14 protein-coding genes are annotated in these 21,863 nt (G+C 73.9%); 9 read left to right on the forward strand and 5 right to left on the reverse strand.

What is annotated here, in order from left to right:
- The first annotated feature begins 75 nt into the window (after nt 1–75).
- Genes G569_RS0115135 through G569_RS0115165 form a run of 7 tightly spaced genes read left to right on the forward strand, consistent with a single transcriptional unit; the run spans nt 76 to nt 16,023 of the window.
- Nucleotides 76–4,584, forward strand: coding sequence for a non-ribosomal peptide synthetase (locus G569_RS0115135; RefSeq protein ID WP_028064018.1), 4,509 nt, complete (start codon nt 76–78; stop codon nt 4,582–4,584).
- A complete protein-coding gene (locus G569_RS48675; RefSeq protein ID WP_053226401.1) occupies nt 4,581–7,688 on the forward strand; it encodes a non-ribosomal peptide synthetase in 3,108 nt (1,035 codons plus the stop codon). The genes G569_RS0115135 and G569_RS48675 overlap by 4 nt, the downstream gene beginning before the upstream one ends.
- Entirely contained in the window at nt 7,685–12,880 is a 5,196-nt protein-coding gene (locus G569_RS48680; RefSeq protein WP_037496670.1) for a non-ribosomal peptide synthetase/MFS transporter, read from the forward strand. The genes G569_RS48675 and G569_RS48680 overlap by 4 nt, the downstream gene beginning before the upstream one ends.
- Nucleotides 12,868–13,824 (forward strand): threonine ammonia-lyase, encoded by a 957-nt coding sequence (locus G569_RS48685; RefSeq protein WP_053226402.1) that lies wholly within the window; start codon nt 12,868–12,870, stop codon nt 13,822–13,824. The genes G569_RS48680 and G569_RS48685 overlap by 13 nt, the downstream gene beginning before the upstream one ends.
- Nucleotides 13,821–14,483, forward strand: a complete 663-nt coding sequence (locus G569_RS48690) for a 4'-phosphopantetheinyl transferase family protein (RefSeq protein ID WP_053226403.1) — start codon at nt 13,821–13,823, stop codon at nt 14,481–14,483. The genes G569_RS48685 and G569_RS48690 overlap by 4 nt, the downstream gene beginning before the upstream one ends.
- On the forward strand, nt 14,431–15,144 hold the full coding sequence (locus G569_RS58050; protein WP_053226404.1) for a class I SAM-dependent methyltransferase: 714 nt from the start codon (nt 14,431–14,433) through the stop codon (nt 15,142–15,144). Before G569_RS48690 ends, G569_RS58050 begins: the two co-directional genes overlap by 53 nt.
- 18 nt (nt 15,145–15,162) lie before the next feature.
- Nucleotides 15,163–16,023, forward strand: a complete 861-nt coding sequence (locus tag G569_RS0115165) for an aldo/keto reductase (RefSeq protein ID WP_028064019.1) — start codon at nt 15,163–15,165, stop codon at nt 16,021–16,023.
- A 39-nt stretch (nt 16,024–16,062) separates the two neighbouring features.
- On the opposite strand, the gene G569_RS58055 is transcribed toward G569_RS0115165, so the two are convergent.
- The 3 genes from G569_RS58055 to G569_RS0115180 form a co-directional block, all read right to left on the reverse strand.
- Nucleotides 16,063–17,364, reverse strand: a complete 1,302-nt coding sequence (locus G569_RS58055) for a calcium-binding protein (RefSeq protein WP_157592061.1) — start codon at nt 17,362–17,364, stop codon at nt 16,063–16,065.
- Between the two features lie 74 nt (nt 17,365–17,438).
- Entirely contained in the window at nt 17,439–17,648 is a 210-nt protein-coding gene (locus G569_RS0115175; RefSeq protein WP_028064020.1) for a hypothetical protein, read from the reverse strand.
- Complete coding sequence (locus tag G569_RS0115180) at nt 17,649–18,161, reverse strand: hypothetical protein (RefSeq protein ID WP_028064021.1); 513 nt, start codon at nt 18,159–18,161, stop codon at nt 17,649–17,651.
- Between the two features lie 177 nt (nt 18,162–18,338).
- Here G569_RS0115180 and G569_RS48705 point away from each other — a divergent pair, with 177 nt between their 5' ends.
- Entirely contained in the window at nt 18,339–18,659 is a 321-nt protein-coding gene (locus tag G569_RS48705) for a DUF202 domain-containing protein (protein WP_053226406.1), read from the forward strand.
- A gap of 18 nt (nt 18,660–18,677) precedes the next feature.
- On the forward strand, nt 18,678–19,217 hold the full coding sequence (locus G569_RS0115190) for a dihydrofolate reductase family protein (RefSeq protein ID WP_037496675.1): 540 nt from the start codon (nt 18,678–18,680) through the stop codon (nt 19,215–19,217).
- A gap of 135 nt (nt 19,218–19,352) precedes the next feature.
- On the opposite strand, the gene G569_RS0115195 is transcribed toward G569_RS0115190, so the two are convergent.
- Both G569_RS0115195 and G569_RS48710 read right to left on the reverse strand, forming a co-directional pair.
- Nucleotides 19,353–20,612: a prolyl oligopeptidase family serine peptidase gene (locus tag G569_RS0115195; RefSeq protein ID WP_028064023.1), complete on the reverse strand. Its 1,260-nt coding sequence runs from the start codon at nt 20,610–20,612 to the stop codon at nt 19,353–19,355.
- Between the two features lie 94 nt (nt 20,613–20,706).
- Nucleotides 20,707–21,861 carry an ankyrin repeat domain-containing protein gene (locus tag G569_RS48710; RefSeq protein WP_037496678.1) on the reverse strand — a complete coding sequence of 385 codons (1,155 nt, stop codon included), beginning with the start codon at nt 21,859–21,861 and terminating at the stop codon, nt 20,707–20,709.
- Nucleotides 21,862–21,863: the final 2 nt, after the last annotated feature.

The raw sequence follows: 21,863 nt of genomic DNA on the forward strand, positions 1-21,863 counted from the left end.
CCAGCGGCGACTCAGCAGCGGTGCCCCTCCTGCTCGGGGTGTGCGAACGACCACGAAACGAACCCTGGCGGAAGCATGAATTCAACCGGCGCAGCAACGCGGCTGCACGAGCTCGTCCGCGCGCAAGCGGCACGGACCCCCTCGGGGATCGCCGTCATCGCGGGCGAGCGCGAGGTGCGCTACGACGAGCTCGAGGAGATGGCCGGCGCCGTCGCCGCGCGGTTGCAGCTGCGCGGCGTCGGCCGCGGGTCGTTGGTCGGTGTGTGCCTCGAGCGCGACGAGTGGCTTCCGGCCGCGCTGCTCGGTGTGCTGATGACCGGCGCCGCGTACGTGCCGCTCGACCCGCGCTATCCCGCCTCGCGACTGCGGTTCATCGCGGAGGACTCGGGGATGAGCTGCGTCGTGACATCGCCCGCGCGTCCGGCCGCGGACGCCCTGCCGGCGATCGACACCGTGATGGTGGGTCCCGGGCCGAAGGCCGCGGCGGCGCCCGGGGAGTCGACCGACCCCGCCTACGTCATCTACACGTCCGGCTCGACCGGCCGCCCGAAGGGCGTCGTGGTCCGCCACGACAACGCGGTCAACCTGCTCACGTTCGAGGCGAAGACCTACTCCGCCGCCGAGCTCGAGGGCGTGCTGGCCGCGACGTCGGTCTGCTTCGACCCGTCGGTCTCGCAGCTCTTCCTCCCGCTGATCACGGGTGGCACGGTGATCATGGCGCCCGACCTGCTCGCGCTGCACACGCTGCCGGCGCGCGAGCGGGTGACGCTGCTGCACGGCGTCCCCTCCGTCCTCGCCGAGTTGCTCAACCAGCCGCTCCCGCGTTCGCTGCGCACGGTCCTGTCCGGCGGCGAGCCGCTGACCCGCGCGCTGGCCGACCGCATCTACGCCAACGCGCACGTCGAGCGCCTCGTCAACGTCTATGGCCCCACCGAGTGCACCACCCGCTGCGTCGCCGCCGAGGTCGGCCGCAACGACACGGGGGCCCCGCCGATCGGCCGCCCCTACGCGGGTGCGGAGCTGTCGGTCCGCGATGGCGGCGAGCTCTGGGTGTCGGGACCCGGCGTCAGTGCCGGCTACCTCGGCCGGCCGGACTTGACCGCCGAACGCTTCGTGGACGGCGCCTACCGCACCGGCGACCTCGTGCGGGTCATCGACGGCGACCTGCACTTCGCCGGCCGGATCGACGATCAGGTCAAGGTCCGCGGCGTCCGCATCGAGCTCGGCGAGATCGAGGCCGCGCTCGCGAGCCACCCGGCCGTCGCGCTGGCGGTCGCGACGGCGGGCGACGGCCGCCTGCGCGGGTACGCCGAGGCCGCCGATGTCACCGGCGCCGAGCTGCGCGCGTACCTGCGTGAGCAGCTCCCGGACGCGCTCGTCCCGGACCGCGTGATCGTGCTCGACCGGATTCCGCTGACCCCGAACGGCAAGGCCGACCGCGGCGCGCTGCCCGAGTTCGTCGACGACGGTGCCGAGCGCATCGAGCCGGGGACGGACACCGAGCGAGCGCTCGCCGAGATCGTCGCCGAGGTCGTGGGACTCCCCGCCGTCGGCGTCCTGGACGACTTCACCGAGATCGGCGGCCACTCGCTCGCCGCCGCGCGGGTGGTCGCGCGCGCCGGGGAGCGCTTCGGCGTCGTCGTGCCACTCGCCGGCTTCCTCGCCGAGCCGACGGTGGCGGGCCTCGCCGCGCGGGTCGAGACCGCGAGCGCGCTCCCGCCCGTGCGCCACGTCGGCCGCACCCGCTTCCCGCTCACGCAGCTCCAGCGCGAGCTGTGGACGCTGCGCCGGCTGCGCCCCGAGTCGACCGCCAACACGATCGCGCTGCACATCCGCGTGAGCCCGATCACGAGCGCGGAGCCGCTGCGCGCCGCGCTCGACGGCATCGTGCGCCGCCACGAGGTGCTGCGCACGGTCTTCCTCGACACGCCGGACGGTCCGATCGCCGAGGTCCGGCCGCCCTGCCCGGTCCCCGTGCAGGAGTTCCGCGGCGAGGACCCGACGCTGCTGATCGACGCCGCGGCGCGCCACCGCTTCGACCTCACCGCCGCCCCGCTCATGCGCGCGACGCTCATCTGGGTCGAGCCGGACGCCGCGGAGCTCGTCCTGACCGTCGACCACTGCGCCTTCGACGGCTACTCGACGGCGATCCTCCTCAAGGAGCTCGCGGGGGCTCCCAACCGCGAGCCCGCCCTGCAGGTCGGCGACCTCGCCGTCTACGAAGCGCAGCTCTCCAAGCCGGACCGCGTACCGGCGGACGTGACGCCGCCGGAGCTCTCGACCCGGCCGACCCAGCGGGCTCGCGGCGCGCGCGTGACGCTGCCGTGCATCCCGGCCGACGGCGCGACGTACCTCGCGGCCGTCGGCGCGCTGCTCGGCAGCCTGACCGACGCACCGGAGACCGTCGTCGGCGTCACCTCCGCGCGGCGCGACCGGCCGGGGACCGAGGACGTCATCGGCCCGCTGGTGAGCGTGCTGCCGGTCAAGGTCCCCACGAGCGCGGGCTCGTTCCGCGAGCTGGAGCGCCACGCCCGCGCCGCGCTCACCCGCGCGCTCGCCCACCAGGACGAGCCCGCCCCCGCTCTGCCGGTGCTGCTGTCGATCCAGCCCGAGACGCCGGCCGTCGAGGGCTTCGAGCTGGTCCGCAGCCTGAGCGCGGGCGGCGCGGCCGCCGATCTGACGTTCCTCGTCCGCGCACAAGAGCTGCAGGTCGAATACGACGCCGAACGCTTCACCGCGGCCGAGGCCGAGACGCTGGGCCGCGCGCTCGTCAAGCTGCTCGAGGCCGACCCCGCGCAACCGCTCCCGGAGCTCGGCGAGCTGGTCGTCACGGGCCCCGCGCTGAACCAGGATCGACCCGCGACCGTTCAGGAGGCCGTCCTGAGCGCCGCCCGTCGCACGCCCGGCGCGATCGCGGTGCAAGGACCCGACGCGACGTTCACCTATGGCGAGTTGGAGCGCTTCTCGGACCGGCTCGCGCGTGCGCTCGTCGCGCACGGCGTCCGCCCGGGTGACATCGTCGGCGCCTGTCTCCCGCGCGACCACCGCCTGTCCGCGGCGCTGCTCGCGATCTGGCGGGCGGGCGCGGCGTACCTGCCGCTGGACCCCGACCACCCGGCCGAGCGGATGCGCGAGGTGCTCGCCACCGCCGGAGCGAGCCTCGTGGTCGCCGCCGGCTCCGCACGAGCGAAGGCCGAGGAGACCGGCGCCGAGGTCTTCGACGCGGCCGCGGCGGCGGAACACGACACGAAGCTTCCCGAGCCCCGCCCGACGCGGCTCGCCTATGTCCTCTTCACGTCCGGCTCGACCGGCCGCCCGAAGGGCGTGGAGGTCACGCACGCGAACCTCGCGGCCTTCGTCGCGGGCATGCTCGAGACGCCCGGCTTCACGCACGACGACGCGATGCTCGCCGTGACCTCGCTGTCGTTCGACGTCGCCGGATCCGAGCTGTGGGTGCCGCTCGCCGCGGGCGGCCGCACGATCGTCGTCGAACGCGCCGCCGTGCTCGACGCCCACCAGCTCGCGGAGCGGATCACGGCCACGGGACCGACCGTCGTGGACGCGCCACCGACGCTGCTGCGCGCGCTGCTCGCCGCCGGCTGGCGTGGCGACCCGCAGCTGCGCGTGATCACCGGCGGCGAGGTGCTCGACCCGGCGCTCGCGCGCGAGCTGCTGCCGCTCGTGCGCGAGCTGTGGAACGCCTATGGCCCGACCGAGACGACGATCAACGCGACGCTGCACCGCGTCACCGCGGCGAACGGCCCGAGCGTCCCGATCGGGCTGCCGGTCGCCGGCGCGCACGGCTACGTCGCCGACCGCCACGGCCGCCTCGTGCCCGACGGCTTCGTCGGCGAGCTGTGGATCGGCGGTGCCGGCGTCGCGCGCGGATACGCCGGGCGCAAGGACCTCACCGACGCGGCGTTCGTGCCCGACCCGAAGCGCCCGGGCGAGCGCTGCTACCGCACCGGCGACCTCGTCCGCCTGCTGCCGGACGGCACGCTGGACTTCGTCGGACGCCGCGACACGCAGGTCAAGCTGAGCGGCAACCGGATCGAGCTCGGCGAGGTCGAGAGCGTGCTCCGCGAGCATCCCGCGGTCGCCGACGCGGCGGTCGTCGTGCACGAGGCGCAGCTCGTCGCCTACGTGGTGGGTGACGTCGGGGACCTGGAGGCGTTCGCCGCGCGGCGCCTGCCGGGCTACATGGTGCCGCGGGTGTGGATGGCGCTGGACGCGCTGCCCACGCTGCCGAGCGGCAAGGTCGACCGGCGCGCGCTGCCCGAGCCGCAGCGCCAGGCCCGCGGCGGCGCGCCGCGGACGGCGACCGAACGCCTGGTCGCGGCGACGTGGTCGGAGGTGCTCGGCAGGGCCGAGATCGGGGTCGATGACAGCTTCTTCGCGCTCGGCGGCAATTCGTTCGCCGCCACTCGCGTGGTCGGGCGCCTGCAACAGGCGCTCGGAAGCCGGCTGCCGGTACGGGTGCTGTTCGAGCACCCCGTGCTGGCGGACTTCACGACCGAGCTGGAGCGCCACGTCCTGGCGCAGCTCGCCGCACAGATCGACATCTCGGAGGCACGACCCGCATGACCCAGCCCGTCACGGACGACCTCGCCCGCCTGCGGGCGCTGCTCGAGGACCGAGCTGAGGCCGCACTGGCCGATGTCACTCCGGCGATCCCGCGCCGGCCGGACCCGACGCGGCCCGCTCGCCTGTCGGCGGCCCAGTCCCGGCTGTGGTTCCTGGCGCAGTACGAGCAGAGCACCGCCGCGTACCACGTCCCTGTCGCGCTGCGGCTGTGCGGCGCGCTGAACCGGGACGCGCTGCTGCGGGCCGTGCGTGAGGTCGCCGAGCGCCACCACGTGCTGCGCAGCGCGATCCGCGTCATCGACGGCGAGCCGGCGTCCGTGCTGCTGCCGGCCGACGCGGTGCCGGTCTCTACGGCGGCCTTCTCCGAGGAGGCCTTGCGCGCCGAAGCCGCGCGGCCGTTCGCGCTCGACGCGGAGCCGCCGATGCGCGCGGTCCTGTTCCGCGTCGCCGACGACGAGCACGTGCTCGCGCTCACGTTCCATCACGTCGCCTTCGACGACTGGTCCTACGACCTGCTGTTGCGCGACCTCGACGCGTGCTATCGCGGCGCCGCCCCGGAGGCGCCGGCGCTCCAGTACGCCGACATCGCCGCCGTGGAACCCCCGGTCGACACCGACGAGGTGAACTGGTGGAGCGAGCGGCTCGACGGCCTCGCGCCTGTGCTCTCGCTCCCGGCCGACCGGCGTCGCCCCGCCGTCGCCGACTGGGCCGCGGGCCAGGTCACGGTGACGATCCCCGAAGCGCTCGCCGAGCGCGTCCGCACCATCGCATCCGAGAGCGGCGGCACGCCCTTCATGGTGCTGCTCGCCGCCTGGCAGGCGCTGCTCGGGCGGCTCGCGGGCGTCGAGGACGTCGCGGTCGCCGTGCCGGAGGCCGGACGCCACCGGCCCGAGACGGAGGACGTGATCGGCTGCCTCGTCAACACGGTCGTCGCCCGCACCGACCTCGCCGGCGACCCGACCGGGCGCGAGCTGCTCGGCCGCGTCCGCGAGGTCGTGCTCGACGCGTTCACCCACGCGGGCGTCCCGTTCGACGCCGTCGTCGGCGCGCTGAGGCCCGAGCGCACCCTCGCCGGCGCCCCGCTCGTCCAGGCGCTGTTGAACGTGCTCGACACGGCGGGCGCGGAGCCCGAGCTCGGCGGCCTGCGGGTCAGCGCGGTCGAGACGCCCGCGCTGACGACGCAGTTCGACGTGCGGCTGACGCTGGCGCGCCGCGGTGCGACCTACGAGGGCGCGCTCGTGTACCGGTCCGATCTGTTCGAGCCCGAGACCGCCGCCAACTGGGCGCGGTGGTACGTCGCGCTGCTCGACGGCATGCTGACGGCGCTCGACGAGCCAGTCAGCGCGGTGCAGATCGCCGAGCCGACGGTGCTCGCCGGCCCGCGTCTGGACGCGCCCGCGACCGTGCTCGACGCCGTGATCGAGCACGCGCGCCGGACGCCTGACGCGGTCGCCGCGCAGGACGAGCACGGCGAGCTGAGCTATCGCGAGCTGGTCGCGTGGGCGGGTGCTCGCGCGGCCGCGATCGACGGCGAGGTCGTCGGCGTGTGCCTGCCGCGCGACCGGCACCTCCCGGCCGCGCTGCTCGCCGTCCTGTGGGCGGGCGCCGCCTACCTGCCGCTCGAGCCGGGCCAGCCGGTCGAGCACCTCTCGAGTCTTGCCGCCGAGGCGGGCGTGAAGGTGGTCGTCTCGCGCGGCGACGCGCTCGCCACCGCGCGTGCGATCCCCGGCGTCGCGGTGCTGGATCTCGACACGCTGCCGGAAGCCGCACCGCCCGCGCTCCCTCAGGACGGGCTCGCGTACCTGCTGTACACGTCCGGCTCGACCGGAGCGCCGAAGGGCGTCGAGATCACCCACGCCAACCTCGCCGCGTTCGTCACGGCGAGCGCCGCCCGGCCGGGCCTCGGCGCGGATGACACCGTGCTGGCGCACTCGTCGCTCTCGTTCGACGCGTCCGCGTTCGAGCTGTGGGCGCCGCTCGCCACCGGCGCGCGCTGCCACGTCGTCAGCCGTGACGTCGCGGTCGACGGGCACCTGCTCGCGGAGCGCATGCGGGGCACGACCGTCATCCTCGCGCCGCCGACGACGTTCCGGATGCTCCGCGCCGCCGGCTGGACCGGCGACCCGCAGCTGCGCGTGTGGTGTGGCGGCGAGGCGATGGACGCCGCGCTGGCGGCCGACCTCACCGGCCGCGTGAAGGAGCTGTGGAACGTCTACGGCCCGACGGAGGCGACGATCGTCTCGACCGTCCAGCTCGTGTCCGACGTGGCCGGCGAGACCGCGCCGATCGGCACGCCGCTCGCCGGCGAGTGGGCGTACGTCATGGACCGGCACGGCCGGCCCGTGCCGCCCGGCGTCGTCGGCGAGCTGTGGCTCGGCGGCGCCGGGGTCGGCCGCGGCTACCGCGGCCGACCGGACCTGACGGAGGCGGCCTTCGTCACCGACCCGTGCCGTCCGCGCCTGCGCTGCTACCGCACGGGCGACCTCGTGCGCCGGCGGCCGGAGGGCGGGCTCGAGTTCATCGGCCGCCGCGACCGGCAGGTGAAGGTGCGCGGCTACCGCGTCGAGCTCGGCGCTGTGGAGGCGGCGCTGCTGGCCCAGCCGGTTGTCGAGGAGGCCGCGGTGCTGGTGGGCGGCCGCGATGCCGGTGCCCACCTCGTCGGCTACGTCGCGCCCGCGTCGATCGACGCCGAGGCGCTGCAGGCGGCGCTCGCGCGCACGCTGCCGGACCACCTGGTGCCGCGCCGGTGGGTCGTGCTCGACGTCTTCCCGAGCCTGCCCAGCGGCAAGATCGACCGCCACGCGCTGCCCGCGCCGGGCGAGGCGCCGACCCGCCGCGAGCGGGTCGCGCCGGCGACCGAAGCCGAGCTGCTCGTCGCCGACGTCTGGGAGGCCGTGCTCTCGCTGGCCGAGGTCGACGCGCGCGACGACTTCTTCGGGCTCGGCGGGCACTCGCTCGCCGCGACCCGCGTCGCGGGCCGGCTGACCGACGCGCTCGGGTTCCGCATCCCCGTTCGCCTGCTGTTCGACCGGCCGGTGCTGGCCGACCTGGCGCTCGAGGTCGAGCGCCTCGTGCTCGACGCGATCGCCGAGGAGGCCGTATGACCGCCGTAGGAGAGCCGAGCGCGCTGCAGGCGCGTCTCGCCGCCGCGAGGCGCGCCCACGCCGAGCCCGCCCGGGCGATCCCGCGCTGCACCGGCGCGGCGCCGTTGTCGCCGGCCCAGGCCCGGCTGTGGTTCATGGCGCAGCTCGAGCCCGACAGCTCCGCCTACAACGCGCCGTGGCTGCTGCGCCTGCGCGGGCGGCTGGACGAAGACGCGCTCCTGGCCGCGCTTCGCGATCTCGCGGAGCGCCACACGGTGCTGCGCAGCGTCATCGAAGAGCGCGAAGGCGGAACGGTGGCGGTGCCGCTGTCGGCCGACGCGGTGCCGGTGCGCTCCGCCGCGGTGGCGCCCGGCGCGCTCGAGGCGGCGGTGCGCGCGGAGACCGAGCGCCCGTTCGCGCTCGACGCCGAGCCGCCGCTGCGCGCGGCGCTCTTCCGCGTGCACGAGGACGAGCACGTGCTGGCGTTGACGCTGCACCACATTGCCACCGACGCGTGGTCGGCCAACCTGCTGCTCGACGACCTCGCCGCCCTGTATGCGGCGCGGCTCGGCCTCGGCGGGGTGCCGGACGCTCCCGCGGTCCAGTACGCCGACTATGCGGCGTGGCTCGCGGAGGGTCACGAAGCCGCGCGCACGACCGCCGCGGTCGAGTGGTGGGCCGCGCGGCTCACCGGGCTGGCCCCCGCGCTCGACCTTCCCGTCGACCGTCCGCGCGGGCTCGGTGCCGACGCGGCGGCCGACCGCATCGACGTCGGCCTGGACGAGGCGCTCACCGCCCGCGTGCGGGCGGTCGCCGCCGAGCGGCGGTGCACGCCCTTCGTCGTCCTGCTCGCGGCCTGGCAGGAGGTCCTCGGTCGCGTCTGCGCGACCGACGACGTTCCCGTCGCGGTGCCCGAGTCGGGACGTCACCGGGCCGAGACCGAGGCCGCGGTCGGCTGCTTCGTCAACACGCTCGTCATCCGGACGGACACCTCGGGCGATCCGAGCGCCCGCGAGCTGATCGATCGCGTCCGCGACGGCGTGCTCGACTCGTTCGCGCACGCCGCCGCGCCGTTCGACCAGGTCGTCGCGCGGCTCAACCCGGACCGTGCGGCGGGCACGACCCCGCTCGCGCAGGTGCAGCTGAACGTCTACGACGAGCCGGTCGATCCGCGCTTCGCGGGCCTGTCGGCGGAGCTGTCGGAGGCGCCGGCGCAGACGGCGAAGTACGACCTCAGCCTCACGCTCGTCGACCGCGGCGCGACGTTCGCGGGCGGGCTCGTGTTCAAGCGGGCGCTGTTCGACGAGCGGACGGCGGAACGGCTCAGCCAGTGGTACCTGCACGTGCTGAACGGGATGCTCGCCGACCTCGACCGCCCGGTCGGGGCGGTGCCGCTCGAGCCGGTCTCAGGACCGCTGCTCGTCGGCCCGGCGCGCGACTGGCCGCGCGAGCGTTCGGTGCGCGCGCTGATCGAGGCGCAGGTCGACGCGCGGCCCGACGCGACCGCGGTGATCGCCGCCGACGGCGAGCTCACGTACGCCGAGCTCGAACGCCGTGCGAACGGCATCGCGCATCGGCTGCGGGAGGCGGGCGTCGTGCCGGACCAGCCCGTGGGCGTGCTGCTCGAGTCCAGCGCCGCGCTCGCGTGTGCGCTGCTCGGGATCATGAAGGCGGGCGGCGGCTACCTGCCGATGGACGCCACCTATCCGGCGGCGCGGATCGCCGGCATCCTCGACACCGCGGACGCGCGGGTGCTGCTCACGACCGCGGAGCTGGCGGACCGGGGCGCTGGGCGGACGGTGATCGCGCTCGACGAGCCGCTGGACCGTCCTAGCGAGCGGCCGGACCCGGTCTCCGGCCCCGATCACCTCGCCCACGTCATCTTCACGTCCGGCTCGACCGGCGCGCCGAAGGGCGTCGCGCAGACGAACGCCAACGTCGCCAACTATCTGCACGGCGTGCTCGAGCGGCTCGGCGACGTGGCCGGCGGCTCATTCGCGATGGTCTCGACGCCGGCCGCCGACTTCGGCCTGACGCCGATCTTCGCCGCGCTGACCACCGGCGGCTGCATCCACCTCGTCGACCGCGAGATCGCGACCGATCCGGCCGCGTTCGCGCGCTACCTCGCCGAGCGGCCGGTCGACGTGCTCAAGTGCGTGCCGAGCCATCTCGAGCTGCTGGCGACGCACGGCGAGCTCGCCGACGTGCTGCCGCGCCGGCTGCTGATCCTCGCGGGCGAGGCGTGCCCGTGGGCGCTCGTCGCCCGCGTGCGCGCGACGCGTCCGCACCTGCGCGTACAGAACCACTACGGCCACACCGAGAGCACGATGATCTCGCTCGTCTGCGAGACCGGCGAGGTCGGCGAGGGCGTGGTGCCGCTCGGCGCGCCGCTCGCCAACATCACGGGCTACATCGTCGATCGCGCGGGGCGGCCCCTGCCCGCCGGCGTGCCGGGCGAGCTGGTCGTCACCGGGCCGGGCGTCGCGCGCGGCTACATCGGCCGGCCGGACCTGACGGCGGACCGGTTCGTGCTCGACCCGGTCGACGGCACCCGCCGCTGCTATCGGAGCGGCGACCGCATCCGCGTCCGCCTGGACGGCACGGTCGAGTTCCTCGGGCGCGTCGACGACCAGGTCAAGATCCGCGGCTACCGCGTCGAGCCGGGCGAGGTCGTCGCCGCGCTGCGGGCGCTGGAGGGCGTGCGCGAGGCGGTCGTGCTGGCGGTCGGCGAAGGCCGGGAGCGCAAGCTGGCGGCGTGGCTCGTCGGCGACGCGCTCGACGTCGCCGCGCTGCGCGCACGGCTGCGCGAGTCGCTGCCGGACTACATGGTCCCGGCCAGCTTCGTGCTGCTCGACCGCCTGCCGCTGACACCGAACGGGAAGATCGACCGCGCGGCGCTGCCGGCGCCGGTCGCGGAGCGCGTGGCTCGGCGGGAGCCCTCGACGCCGGCCGAGGCGCGCGTGGCGGCCGCGTGGGCCGAGGTGCTGGGCGTCGAGGACGTCGGCGCCGACGACGACTTCTTCGCGCTCGGCGGCGACTCGTTCGCGGCCGTCCGGGCGGTGCGGGCGGTCGACCCGGCGCTGCGCGTCATCGACCTGTTCACACATCCGACGGTGCAGCAGCTCGGCGCGTTCCTGGACTCGCGTGAGTCGGGCGGCGGTCTGCTGCACCGCCTCGGCTCGCCGCGCGCCGCCGTCGCGACGCTGATCGGCGTGCCGTATGGCGGCGGCTCGGCCGCGGCGTTCCAGCCGCTGGCGGCGCCGCTGGGCGAGCGCGGGATCGCGGTCGTGGCGGCCGAGCTGCCGGGGCACGATCCGGCCCGCCCGGACGAGGCGCCGCTCTCACTCGAGGAGCTCGTGGACCGGCTGGCGGCGGAGGTCGGCGAGACCGTGACCGGGCCGGTCGCCGTGTACGGGCACTGCGTCGGCTCGGCCGTCGCGACCGCGCTCGCCCGCCGGCTCGAGGCCGACGGGCGCGCGGTGCTCGGCGCGATCGCCGGCGGCAGCTTCCCGGCCGCGCCGGTGTCGCGCGTGTTCGGCGAGCGCTTCGTCTCCGACAAGCTCTACCGCGACGCGCTGCGCTCGTCGGGCGGCGTGACGGCCGACATGGACGAGGCGGCGACGACCGTCGCGCTGCGCGCCATGCGCCACGACGCGGAGGAGGCGCAGCGGTGGTTCGGCGCGCAGCTCGCCGGCTCCGGGCCGAAGCTCCAGGCGCCGATCCTGTGCCTGGTCGGCGAGCGCGACCGTCAGACCGAGCTGTATGCGGAGCGCTACCGCGAGTGGGGCGCGTTCGCCGACCATGTCGCGCTCGCCACGATCCCGCGGGCGGGGCACTACTTCCTGCGCCACCAGGCCGCCGAGGTGGCCGACGTGCTCGCGTCCACGGTCGAGGACTGGGCCGCGGGACGGCTCCCTGAGCCGGTGCGCGACGTGCCGGTCAAGCGCGGCGACCTGCGCCGCTTCTACACGGTCGCGGCCGGTCAGCTCGTGTCGAACGTCGGCAGCGCGCTGACGGCGTTCGCCCTCGGCGTCTGGGCCTACCAGCGCAGCGGCCGGATCGTCGACCTCGCGCTCGTGATCATGCTCGCGCAGCTTCCGGCCGTGCTCGCGACGCCGCTGGGCGGCGCGCTGGCGGACCGGTTCGACCGGCGCCGGATCATGCTCGTCAGCGACGCGCTCTCGGGGCTGGCGATGACCGCGCTCGTGGTGTTGCTGGCAACGGACTCCCTGACGCTCGCCGGTGTGCTCGCGATCGTCGGCGTGACCTCACTCGTCACCGCGCTGCAGCAGCCGGCGTGGCTGGCCGCGATCTCGCAACTCGCACCGAAGCCGTACCTGCCGCAGGCGAACGCGCTGGCGAACCTGGGCCGCAGCCTCGGCAACATCGTCGCGCCGCTGGCGGGCGGCGTGCTGGTGGCGACGGTCGGCCTCTCGGCCGTGGTCGCGATCGACGTCGCGACGTTCGCGGTCGGCTTGATCGCGCTGCTCGCCGTGCGCTTCCCGGACCGGCTCGTGCGCGGGCGCGAGGAGTCGTTCCGGTCCTCGATCAGCGGCGGTTGGCGGTTCATCCGGCGGCGCCCGCCGCTCGTCGTGATGGTCGTCTTCGTGGCCGTGGCGAACTACTTCAACGCGGTCCTGTGGGTCGCGGTCACGCCGCTCGTGCTCTCGTTCGCCGGCCCGGCCTCGCTCGGCGTCATCACCGCCGTGGGCGGCGCGGGTGCCGCGCTCGGCGGCCTGGCGGTGCTCTTCTGGGGCGGCACGCGGCGACGGGCCACCGGGATGGTCGGGTTCATCGTCGGCGCCGGTATCGGCACGGTGCTGATGGGCCTGTGGGCGTCGGTCGCGGTCGTCGCGATCGGGCTCGCGCTGCGGTGGGGCTCGATGGCGATCGCCAACGCGCATTGGCTGTCGCTGATCCAGGTGAAGGTCGGCCCGGAGCTGCAGGGCCGCGTGCTCGCGACGAACCTGATGCTCGTGACGGTGATGGAGCCGATCGGCTTCCTCACCGCGTCGCCGCTCGCGGGCGCGCTGGGCGTCAGCACGCTGGTGCTGGTCTCAGGCGTGTTCCTGACCGTCTGGGGGCTGCTCGGCCTGCGCTACCGCCCGCTGCGCTACATGGAGGATGCGCTGCCGGACGCGGAGGCGGGCGCGGAGATCGAAGAGGACCTCGATCGCGTGCAGGCGCGGGTGGATCTCGCATGGGCTCGCTGATGGTCGGGGAGACCGATGTGCTCGAGGCCGCGGAGCGCATCGCCCCGTACGTCGAGCGGACCCGGCTGCGGCGGGCGGGCGCACTGTGGGTCAAGCCGGAGTGCCTTCAGCCGACCGGCTCCTTCAAGGTGCGCGGCGCGGTCAACGCGGTCGCGCGCCTGGCGGCGCGCGGCGACGTGACGCAGGTCGTCGCGCAGTCCTCCGGCAACCACGGCCAGGCGCTCGCGTACGCGGCGTCGCTGTTCGGCCTGCAGGCCACCGTGGTCGTGCCGGACACGGCGCCCGCGCTGAAGATGGACGCGATGCGGGGGCGCGGCGCGTCGCTGGTCGTCGTCCCACCGGCCCGGCGCGAGGCGGTCGCCGTCGAGCTCAGCGAGGCGCCGGGCGCGGCGCTCGTCCGCTCCGACGACCTCGACGTGATCGCCGGCCACGCGACCGCCGGGCTCGAGATCGCGGACGACTTCCCGTCGTTCGACGTCGTGCTCGCGCCGGTCTGCAACGGCGGGCTGCTCGCGGGCGTCGCGGTGGCAGTCAAGGCGTGGAACCCCGGCGCGGTCGTGATCGGCGTCGAGCCCGAGCTCGCGGCGGACGCGTTGGAGAGCTTCCGGCTCGGGCGGCGCGTGCGCTGGTCGACGGACCTCACGTACCGGACCGTCGCCGACGGCCTGCGCGCGCCGGTGGTCGGCGAGCACGCCTGGGAGCACATCCGCGAGCACGTCGACGGGATCGTCACGGTGACCGAGGACAGCATCGCCGAGGCGATGTGGCTGCTCCACGAGGAGACGGGCCTGATGCCCGAGCCCAGCGGAGCGGTCGCGACGGCCGCGTTCCTCTCGCGACGCGAGGCGCTCCCCCGCGGCCGCACCGTCGCGGTGCTCTCGGGCGGCAACGTCGAGGCGGGCGCGTTCCACGCGCTGACGGCGGTCGAACGGATGGCGGCATGACGCGCGTGCTCGAGCTGTTCACGCCGGACGCGGGCGAGCTGGCGTCGCTCGTCGACGTCCTCTCTCCGGAGGAGCGCCGCCGCGCGGCGGCGTTCCGTCGCGTCGAGGATCGCGACCGCTATGTCATCGCGCACGTGTGGCTGCGGCGGGTGCTCGGTGAGGCCTTGGGCGTCGCTGCTCCGGACGTCCCGATCGAGGCGGGTGACTGCGTGTCGTGCGGCTTGCCCCACGGCAAGCCGCGGCTCCCCGCCCACACGGAACTGCACTTCTCGCTCTCGCACGCCGGCGACGTCGTCCTGTGCGCGCTCGCGAGCACGCCCGTCGGCGTGGACGTCGAGGCGGTCCCGGACGACGCGCGCCACCTCGAGCTCCTCTCCGTCCTGCACCCCTCCGAGCGCGACGCGGGCACCGCTGCTGCGGTCATGCGGTGCTGGGTCCGCAAGGAGGCGTACCTGAAAGGCACCGGCGAAGGGCTCAGCCGCGAGCCGCACACGGTCCGCGTCGGCGCCGGACCCACCCCCGAGCACCCGGACGGTTGGCGGCTCAGCGATGTCGACGTGCGCCCTGGTTACGTCGCCGCGGTCGCGGTCAGGCGAGAATGGTCGGATGAACGTCGCGGCGCTGTGGCACGACCTCGAATGCGGCGGGTACGGGGATGACCTGCCGTCGTGGCAGTCGCTGGCGGGTGAGACCGGCGGCCCCGTGCTCGACATCGGAGCGGGCACCGGGCGGGTGACGCTGGACCTCGCCGCTGCCGGGTTGGCGGTGGTCGCGTTGGACACCGAAGCGGCGCTGCTGGCCGCGCTCGAGCACCGTGCGGGAGGGCTGGACGTCACGACCGTCGTCGCCGACGCGCGCAGCTTCGAGCTGGAGCGGCGATTCGCGCTGATCGTGGTGCCGATGCAGACGCTGCAGCTGCTCGGGGGACGGGACGGCCGCGGTGCGTTCCTGCGTTGCGCTCTTCGCCATTTGAAACCGGGCGGAGTCGTGGCCGCGGCGCTGGCCGACGCGATGGACTGCTTCGACGACGAGCACCCCGAGCCGCCGCCGCCCGACGCGCGTGACATCGCGCGGGTGCGCTACGCCAGCCAACTCGTGGCGGTCCTCGACGACGGCGGGCGCGCCGCGCTGCACCGTCGCCGCGAGATCATCGGGCCGACCCCGCACGCCGAGCACGTCGTGATCCATCTCGACCGCGTATCGCCGGAGGAGGTCGAGGCCGAGGCGGCCTCGACGGGGTTCCTCGTCGAACCACGGCGCTTCGTGCCGGAGAGCGAGCAGTACCTCGGCTCGACGATCGTCGTCCTGCGCAAGCCCTGACCTTCGTACGCTCTGGCGATGGAGCAACGCCCGCTCGGCCCGCTTTCGGTCTCGATCCTCGCCCTCGGCTCGTGGCAGACCTACGAGCGCATCCCGCGCGCCGACGGCGTCGCCGTGCTCAACGCGGCACGCGACGTCGGCATCACGTTCCTGGAGACGGCGCGCTACAACGCCACGACCCCGGACGCGCCGTTGGCCACGGGCTACTCCGAGGTCGTGTTCGGCGAGATCTTCCGCGCCTCGGGCTGGCCGCGCGACGAGGTCGTGCTGGCCAACAAGCTGTGGTGGGAGTTCTGGCCCGAGCAGTCCGTGGCCGACGAGCTCGACGCGTCGCTGCAGCGCACGGGCATCGACCACTTCGACTTCATCTACTCCGACCCGCCCCCGCCCGACCTGCCGATGCAGGACGTCGTCGACGCCGTGACCGGCCTCGTCCAGGCGGGCAAGGTCCGCGCCTGGGGCGTCGTGAACTGGGCGCCCGAGAAGATCGCCGAGGCCCGTGCGCTCTCCTCGATCCAACCGGTGGCGGCGCAGCTGCCGTACTCCCTGATCTTCCGCTCGATGGTCGAGGAGGAGGCGATGGTCGACGCGATGGGCCCGATGGGCGTCATCGCCTCCGCCGTCCTCGCCGGCGGCGCGCTCACGGGCAAGTACGCCGACGGCGCCACCGGACGCCTGTCCGACCGGCTCGACGACCCACGCTTCGCGTCAGCGTTCGAGGAGGCGTCGCGCCTGCGCGCGCGGGCCGCGGAGCTCGGGACGAGCCCGGCCGCGCTGGCGATCCAGTTCGCCGCCCGCGCCCCGCGGGTGACATCGGTGCTCCTCGGCGCGACGACTCCCGAGCAGGTGCGCGAGAACGCTCGCGCGGTCGAGCCGTAGGAACGGCGCCGCTCCGGACCGGCCGGAGCGGCGACGTGTTCAGCGCGCGGTCTTGAAGGACGCGGTGCTCGTCTTGCCGTGGCCTGCTGCGTCGGTCGCGGTGATGAACACCGTGAGGGTGCGGCCGCGCAGGCGCTTGAGGGCCTTGCGGGCCGTGGCGGTGAGCTTGACCGTGACCGCGGAGGTGCCGCCGGCGTAGCGGCTCTCGGCGGTGCGGCCGATCACGACCGACTTCAGGCCGAGCGAGCGGGCGACCTTGCGGCTCACGCGGACGTCGGCGGCGACGGTGCACGTGCTCGAGCAGCGCAGGTGGAGCTTGAGGCCGCGGGCGGCCAGCGACGCGATCGTCACGGAGACCGACAGCGGGGCGTCGCCCACGCGGACCGCGTCGACGGGCGGCGTGACCGGCGCGGGCGGCTCGACCGCGGCGGGCAACGACACGTGTTCGCAGTCGTCGGCGACCACGTCGTCCGCGTCGGCGGCGACCGAGTCGTCGCCGGCGCCGCAGCTGATCTGGTCGCTGAAGCCGTCCTGGGCGTTGATCGTGTCGTCGCCGGCGCCGCCGGTCAGCGCGTCCGGGCCGTCGCCACCGGTGATGGTGTCGTCGCCCGCGCCGCCGTCGATGCGGTTCTCGCCCGCGCTGCCGGTCAACGTGTCGTCGCCGGAGCCGCCGGCGATGTCGTCGACGTCGCTGTGCACGTTGTCCCCCTCTCCGGCCTCGCCATCGTTGGCGACGTCGTCGAGCGTGACCGTCACCGGCGCGGTCCGCGACGAGTAGTCGACGAGGTCGCCCGTGGACGGTCCCGCGGCGCTGTAGGGATCGCCGCCCAGGATGTCGTCCGCGCCCGGCCCGCCGTCGAGCACGTCGGAGCGTTCGCTGCCGGTGAGGGAGTCGTCCCCCGGACCGCCGAGGAGCGTGACCGGCTTCTCGAACCCGCGCAGCACGTCGTTGCCGGAACCGCCGTCGACCCGCGCGGGATGCTTGACCGGGCCGGCGTAGCGGTCGTCGCCGTCGCCGAGGTCGACGGAGATCGAGGTGATGTCCGCGCCGGGGCAGGTCGCGAAGTTGTAGGGCGTCGTGACGACCGGCCCGTTGAACTGGGTGGGTGCGCACCCGGCGCCCGTGTTGATGACGGCGGGTGACCCGACCAATCCGTCCTGGAATTGCACGTAGTAGCCGAAGCCCGAGGCGACGGAGAGCTGGTTGGACTCGCCCGGCGCGGCGACGAACGTCGCGACGCCGTCGACGACCTTCACCTCCGAGGCCAGAGCGGGTGTGGCACCGAACAGCATGCAGGCTCCGCCCAACGCGGCGGCCAGCGACCAACATGGACGCGACATCGACTTCGATCCTCCTGATCAGTCAGCGAGCGGGGTCAGGTATAGCCGCCGACCCGCGCCGCGGGACCTGATTTTCACAACTTGGATCTCGCCTTCGGCGTTGCGATGGTCTTGGAGGCCAGCCGCTCAGGACTGTCGCCGGTGCTCGTCCACGTGAACGTGGTGCGCTTGGCGAGCCCCTTCGTGCTGATGCGCACCGTGTCGCTGGTGTCGCTGTTCCACGAGTAGCCGTCGAGCGTGCTCTTCACGCACTTCTTGCGCCCCGCCTTGGTCTTCCAGCACACCTAGTAGCGCTGCTTGGCGCCGAGCGGGTCCGCTTTCAGCGTCAGGTAGAGAATGCTGATCTCCCGCAGCAACTCGGACTTGACCGTGTACCTGGTGGTCGGTGCCGGCACGTCGAGCGTGGCGATGTTCGACAGGCCGTCCGCGCACGCCGGGTCGGGCGAGTAATCGGCTCGCTCGCACGTGGAATAGTCGCGCGAGGCGCTGAGCATCACGTAGTAGCGACCGGGGTCCGTCTGGGACTGGTCGACCCAACGCCCCGACTGGATCTCGCTGTCGGTGAGGGAGCCGACGCTGACGATGTTCTCCTGCAGGAAACGCCCGTTCGTCGCGACGTCCGGACTCGACGCGAGGTAGACCGTGACGTCGTCGGCACGCGGCGCCGAGAAGGTCGCCGTGACGTGCCGGTTCTCCTGGTCGACCGACGTCAACTGCGGCGGGACCGCGCTCGCGGGCGCCGCGGCGATGCAGACGAACAGGGAAGACAGAAGCACGGTCCAGGCTATGCGGCGCATGCGCCGAACGCTACACCGATCATGAGTAAATCCGCAACAGCGCACGACTCCGACGGACCCTCGTAAGCGCGCGCCGGCTGAGGAAGCCGACGGGGGTTCTGTCCGCGCCCGCCGGTAAACACGCTCGCCATGGCCAGTGAGCCCGCGCCTGATTCGCCACCGGACCATCAGGCCCGGATGGCCTCGATGGCCGCCGAGCGCACGTGGCTGGCCTGGTGGCGCACCGCGCTCGCGGCCGCGGCGGGGGCGCTGGGAGTCGGTCGGCTCGCTCCCGAGGTGCTGCAGGTCGCGCCGTGGCCGTACATCGTGCTCGGTTGCGGCTACGCGCTGCTGGCCATCGGGATGCTCGCGGTCGGTGTGCGCCGGCAGCAGCAGCTGTCACGTGCCCGCAGCCCTGAGGAGCACGTGCCGTTGCGGCTGAGCACGGTGCTGTGGCTCAGCGGCGGATGCGTGGCGATCGCGCTGATGACGATGGTGCTCGTGATCGCGCAGACCTGAACGGGAACGGAGCAGCGCATGGCGGCCTCACTGGTCCTGAAGATGTCCGTGTCGCTCGACGGCTACGTCGCACCACCCGATGGGAGCGCCGACTGGGTCGCCGCGGGACGCTCCGAGGACGGCGCCCGGTGGACCGTCGAGACCTTGAGCCGGGCCGGCGCGCACCTCATCGGTGCCGCCACCTACACGGCGTGGGCCGGCTTCTGGCCGGGCGCTTCCGGACCGTTCGCCGAGGCGATGAACGCGATCCCCAAGGTCGTGTTCTCGAACTCGCTCACGGCCGCCGACTGGGGCGAGACCGAGATCGCCGCCGGAGACCTGGCCGAGGCCATCACGCGGCTCAAGCGGGAGCGGTCCGGCGGATACCTGCTCGCGCACGGCGGGACACGGTTCGCCCGATCGCTGGTCGAGACCGGCTTGATCGACGAGTACCGCCTCGTCGTCCACCCGGTCGTCCTCGGCGCGGGTGAGCGGCTCTTCACCGAGCCGCTCACCATCGAGCCGATGAGCACCATCGCCTTCAGCGGAGGAGCCGTAGCCCACGTCTTCGCGGCTTGATTTCGAGCTCGCGAGCGGCACGTGCGGCGAGCAGCGCACCGATCGCGGCCTCGAGCCGCAACGTGGCGAGTTCCTCGCGCGACTTCTGTGATCCCATACGGATCCAGAGCCGCGCGAGAGCCCCGTGGATACATCTCAGCGCTGCGCGGCCATCCACTGCCAGATGTGCGTCCCGTCGATCGCCGGGTCGTTGCGGGCCACATAGATCCACGACCAGTGGCCGGGGAACTGGTAGCCGTTCCAGATGACGTGGTCGTACAGGCTCATCAGCGAGCCGGGGATGAGGTCGTGGGCGTGGACGGTGTTGGGCTCGATCGGCACGGTCGTGTCATCGCGCGAGGCGACGAGCCACGTCGGGGTGTCGATCGCCCGCAGCTGGGCGTCGGTGAGCACTGGCGGGCCACCCGGCGTCAGTGACGTGACGACGCCGCAGATCGGCACGGCCGCCGCGAACAGGTCGCCGTAGACCGATGTCATCTCCATCGTCATGTAGCCGCCGTTGCTGCAGCCGGCGACGTAGATGCGCGAGCGATCGATCCGGTAACGGCGCACGAGGTCGTCGATGATCTCGCGGATCAGCGGGGCGAACCGCGGGCCGTCCTCGAGCCAGAAGGACGTGCTCTGCGGGGCCACGACGAACGCGCCGCCGAAGATCCGCTGCGCGTCCGGCGTCGCGAAGCCCAAGGCCCCGCGGTTGGCCCGCAACGTCGTCTCGTTGTCGTAGTACCCGTCGGGCAGCGAGGCGCCCTCACCCCCACCGTGGAGCCAGACCACGAGCGGGCTCCCGCCACGTCCGCGGCCGCGATCGGGCGAGTAGAGGCGGTACTTCATCCCGGACCGGGACGTGTGGTAGCTGAACGCGTCGACCTCGGGGTCCGACAGCGCACCCTGCACGAACCGCGCGATCGTGACCGGGCGGCGGTTGCGCGTCCTGAGCGGCGCGGTCTGCGTGATCGTGTAGACGAGGTCGAGCAAAACGTTGCGGCCCTTGCTCACGATGTACCCGAGCGTGCCGCCACCGACCTGACCCTCGCCATGGGCGAGCTCGAGCACGATGTTGCCCCAGTGGTCGAGCCGCGCCGCGGTCACCACCCGGTCGAGGTCGTACTCGCTGAAGATCAAATCGCCGGGCGCGATCGGGATCGGGCTGGTCGCCTTCGCGTGCACCTTGAACGTGCCGGTGGTCAGGCTGGCGGGGTCGATCGGCCCGAGCCGAGCCGTGTCGAGCGTGATCGAGGTGACCTGCTCCCCACCGTCGAGCACCTCCGCATCGAGCGTGAAACGCACGCCGCCCGTCGGCGGCCGCCGAGCGTACGCGGCCACGCCCGGCAGGAACGTGCCCGCGGCGACCGCGCCGGTGGCCAGAAACGTGCGACGCGAAACAGGCGCCGTCATGAGAACTCCTCCCTATCCGCAGCCCACGCATGTATTGCACATGAACCCCGGCCGGGGAGTCCGCGACGCGGCGCGGTGTCCGTTTCGCGACCCGCTACGAGAGGATCTCGTCGACCCGGCGTCGCATCCCGGGACGGACGTCCGCGCGGGCGCCCGCGGCGAGGAGCCGGCGGATCACGTCCGCGTAGTCGACCCCGGCGACCGGCGCGTTGTCGACGAACCACAGGGTCGAGTCGAGCACCGTCCCGCCGTACTCGTTGAGCGCCTCCAGCGGCGCGCCGCGGGCGAGCAGGAGCTCGATCACGTCCATGTGCCCTTGCGCCGCCGCCCAGTGCAGCGGCATCAAGGAGTCCATCGCGGTGATGGGGACGCCACGGTCGAGCAGGAACTCGACGACCGGCGCGTGTCCGTACCTCGCCGCCCACACCAACGCGTGCTGTTCGGGCTTCGTGACGTCACCGCCCCATGGGTCCGCGATGACGCGGTCCTCTCCGACCCTTGCGCGCACGACGTCCAGGCGCCCCAGCCCCGCCGCGACCACCACGTTGTCCACGCGGGCGCCGCGTGCCGCGAGCGCTTGCGCCGCCGCGGGATAGCCGAAGCCGAGCGCCGTCATCAGCGGTGAGCCGTCGTCGGCGACGCCGTCGACCGCGGCGCCGCGGTCGGCGAGCAGCTCGACCAGGCCCACCTGGACGCCCGCGATCGCCGGGTGGACGCTCGACACGAGCAGGTTCAACGTGGTCTGCGCGGGCCCGCCGCCGTAGGTGTCCGCCAGGGCGTCGACCTCGGCGCCGGCGTCGAGCAGCAGCGTCGCGATCGCGACCGCGTTCGCCGGCGACTTCTGGCGGAAGTCCTCGACGCCGTTGGCGGCGACGTAGTGCAGAAGCGTCGCGTGATGCCGCCGCGCCGACCGCTCGCGGACCAGGTCGTCGCTCAGGAGCGTCGCGAGATCGCCGCCGACCACGGCATCGGCCGCCGCCTCGAACGTGTTCCCCGCGATCCCGTCGACATGCTCGGTGAAGTCCTCCCAGCGGTCGAACCCGTGCGCACGCGCCAGCACCCGTTGCGCGTCCTCCAGGGTCGACGGACTCGCGGCGCGGATGCCCGCGACGACGCGGTCGAAGCTGCCCTGCACGAAGGGATCAGGGTCCGTCCACAGCGCGTCGATCCCACCGCCGGCGGCGAGCTCGTTCGCCAGCCGCGCGTAGTCCTCGACCTGCGAGTCCGGGATCAGCGGGACGACGTCCATGC

The organism is Solirubrobacter soli DSM 22325 (assembly GCF_000423665.1).
GTDB lineage: Bacteria > Actinomycetota > Thermoleophilia > Solirubrobacterales > Solirubrobacteraceae > Solirubrobacter > Solirubrobacter soli.

Bases quoted from the DNA above. Each gene is read 5' to 3' on its own strand.
- G569_RS48690 (WP_053226403.1), top strand. From the start codon at position 13,821: ATGACGCGCGTGCTCGAGCTGTTCACGCCGGACGCGGGCGAGCTGGCG.
- G569_RS48710 (WP_037496678.1), bottom strand. From the start codon at position 21,861: ATGGACGTCGTCCCGCTGATCCCGGACTCGCAGGTCGAGGACTACGCG.
- G569_RS58055 (WP_157592061.1), bottom strand. From the start codon at position 17,364: ATGTCGCGTCCATGTTGGTCGCTGGCCGCCGCGTTGGGCGGAGCCTGC.
- G569_RS48685 (WP_053226402.1), top strand. From the start codon at position 12,868: ATGGGCTCGCTGATGGTCGGGGAGACCGATGTGCTCGAGGCCGCGGAG.
- G569_RS0115190 (WP_037496675.1), top strand. From the start codon at position 18,678: ATGGCGGCCTCACTGGTCCTGAAGATGTCCGTGTCGCTCGACGGCTAC.
- G569_RS48680 (WP_037496670.1), top strand. From the start codon at position 7,685: ATGACCGCCGTAGGAGAGCCGAGCGCGCTGCAGGCGCGTCTCGCCGCC.
- G569_RS0115195 (WP_028064023.1), bottom strand. From the start codon at position 20,612: ATGACGGCGCCTGTTTCGCGTCGCACGTTTCTGGCCACCGGCGCGGTC.
- G569_RS58050 (WP_053226404.1), top strand. From the start codon at position 14,431: ATGAACGTCGCGGCGCTGTGGCACGACCTCGAATGCGGCGGGTACGGG.
- G569_RS48675 (WP_053226401.1), top strand. From the start codon at position 4,581: ATGACCCAGCCCGTCACGGACGACCTCGCCCGCCTGCGGGCGCTGCTC.
- G569_RS0115135 (WP_028064018.1), top strand. From the start codon at position 76: ATGAATTCAACCGGCGCAGCAACGCGGCTGCACGAGCTCGTCCGCGCG.
- G569_RS48705 (WP_053226406.1), top strand. From the start codon at position 18,339: ATGGCCTCGATGGCCGCCGAGCGCACGTGGCTGGCCTGGTGGCGCACC.
- G569_RS0115180 (WP_028064021.1), bottom strand. From the start codon at position 18,161: ATGCGCCGCATAGCCTGGACCGTGCTTCTGTCTTCCCTGTTCGTCTGC.
- G569_RS0115165 (WP_028064019.1), top strand. From the start codon at position 15,163: ATGGAGCAACGCCCGCTCGGCCCGCTTTCGGTCTCGATCCTCGCCCTC.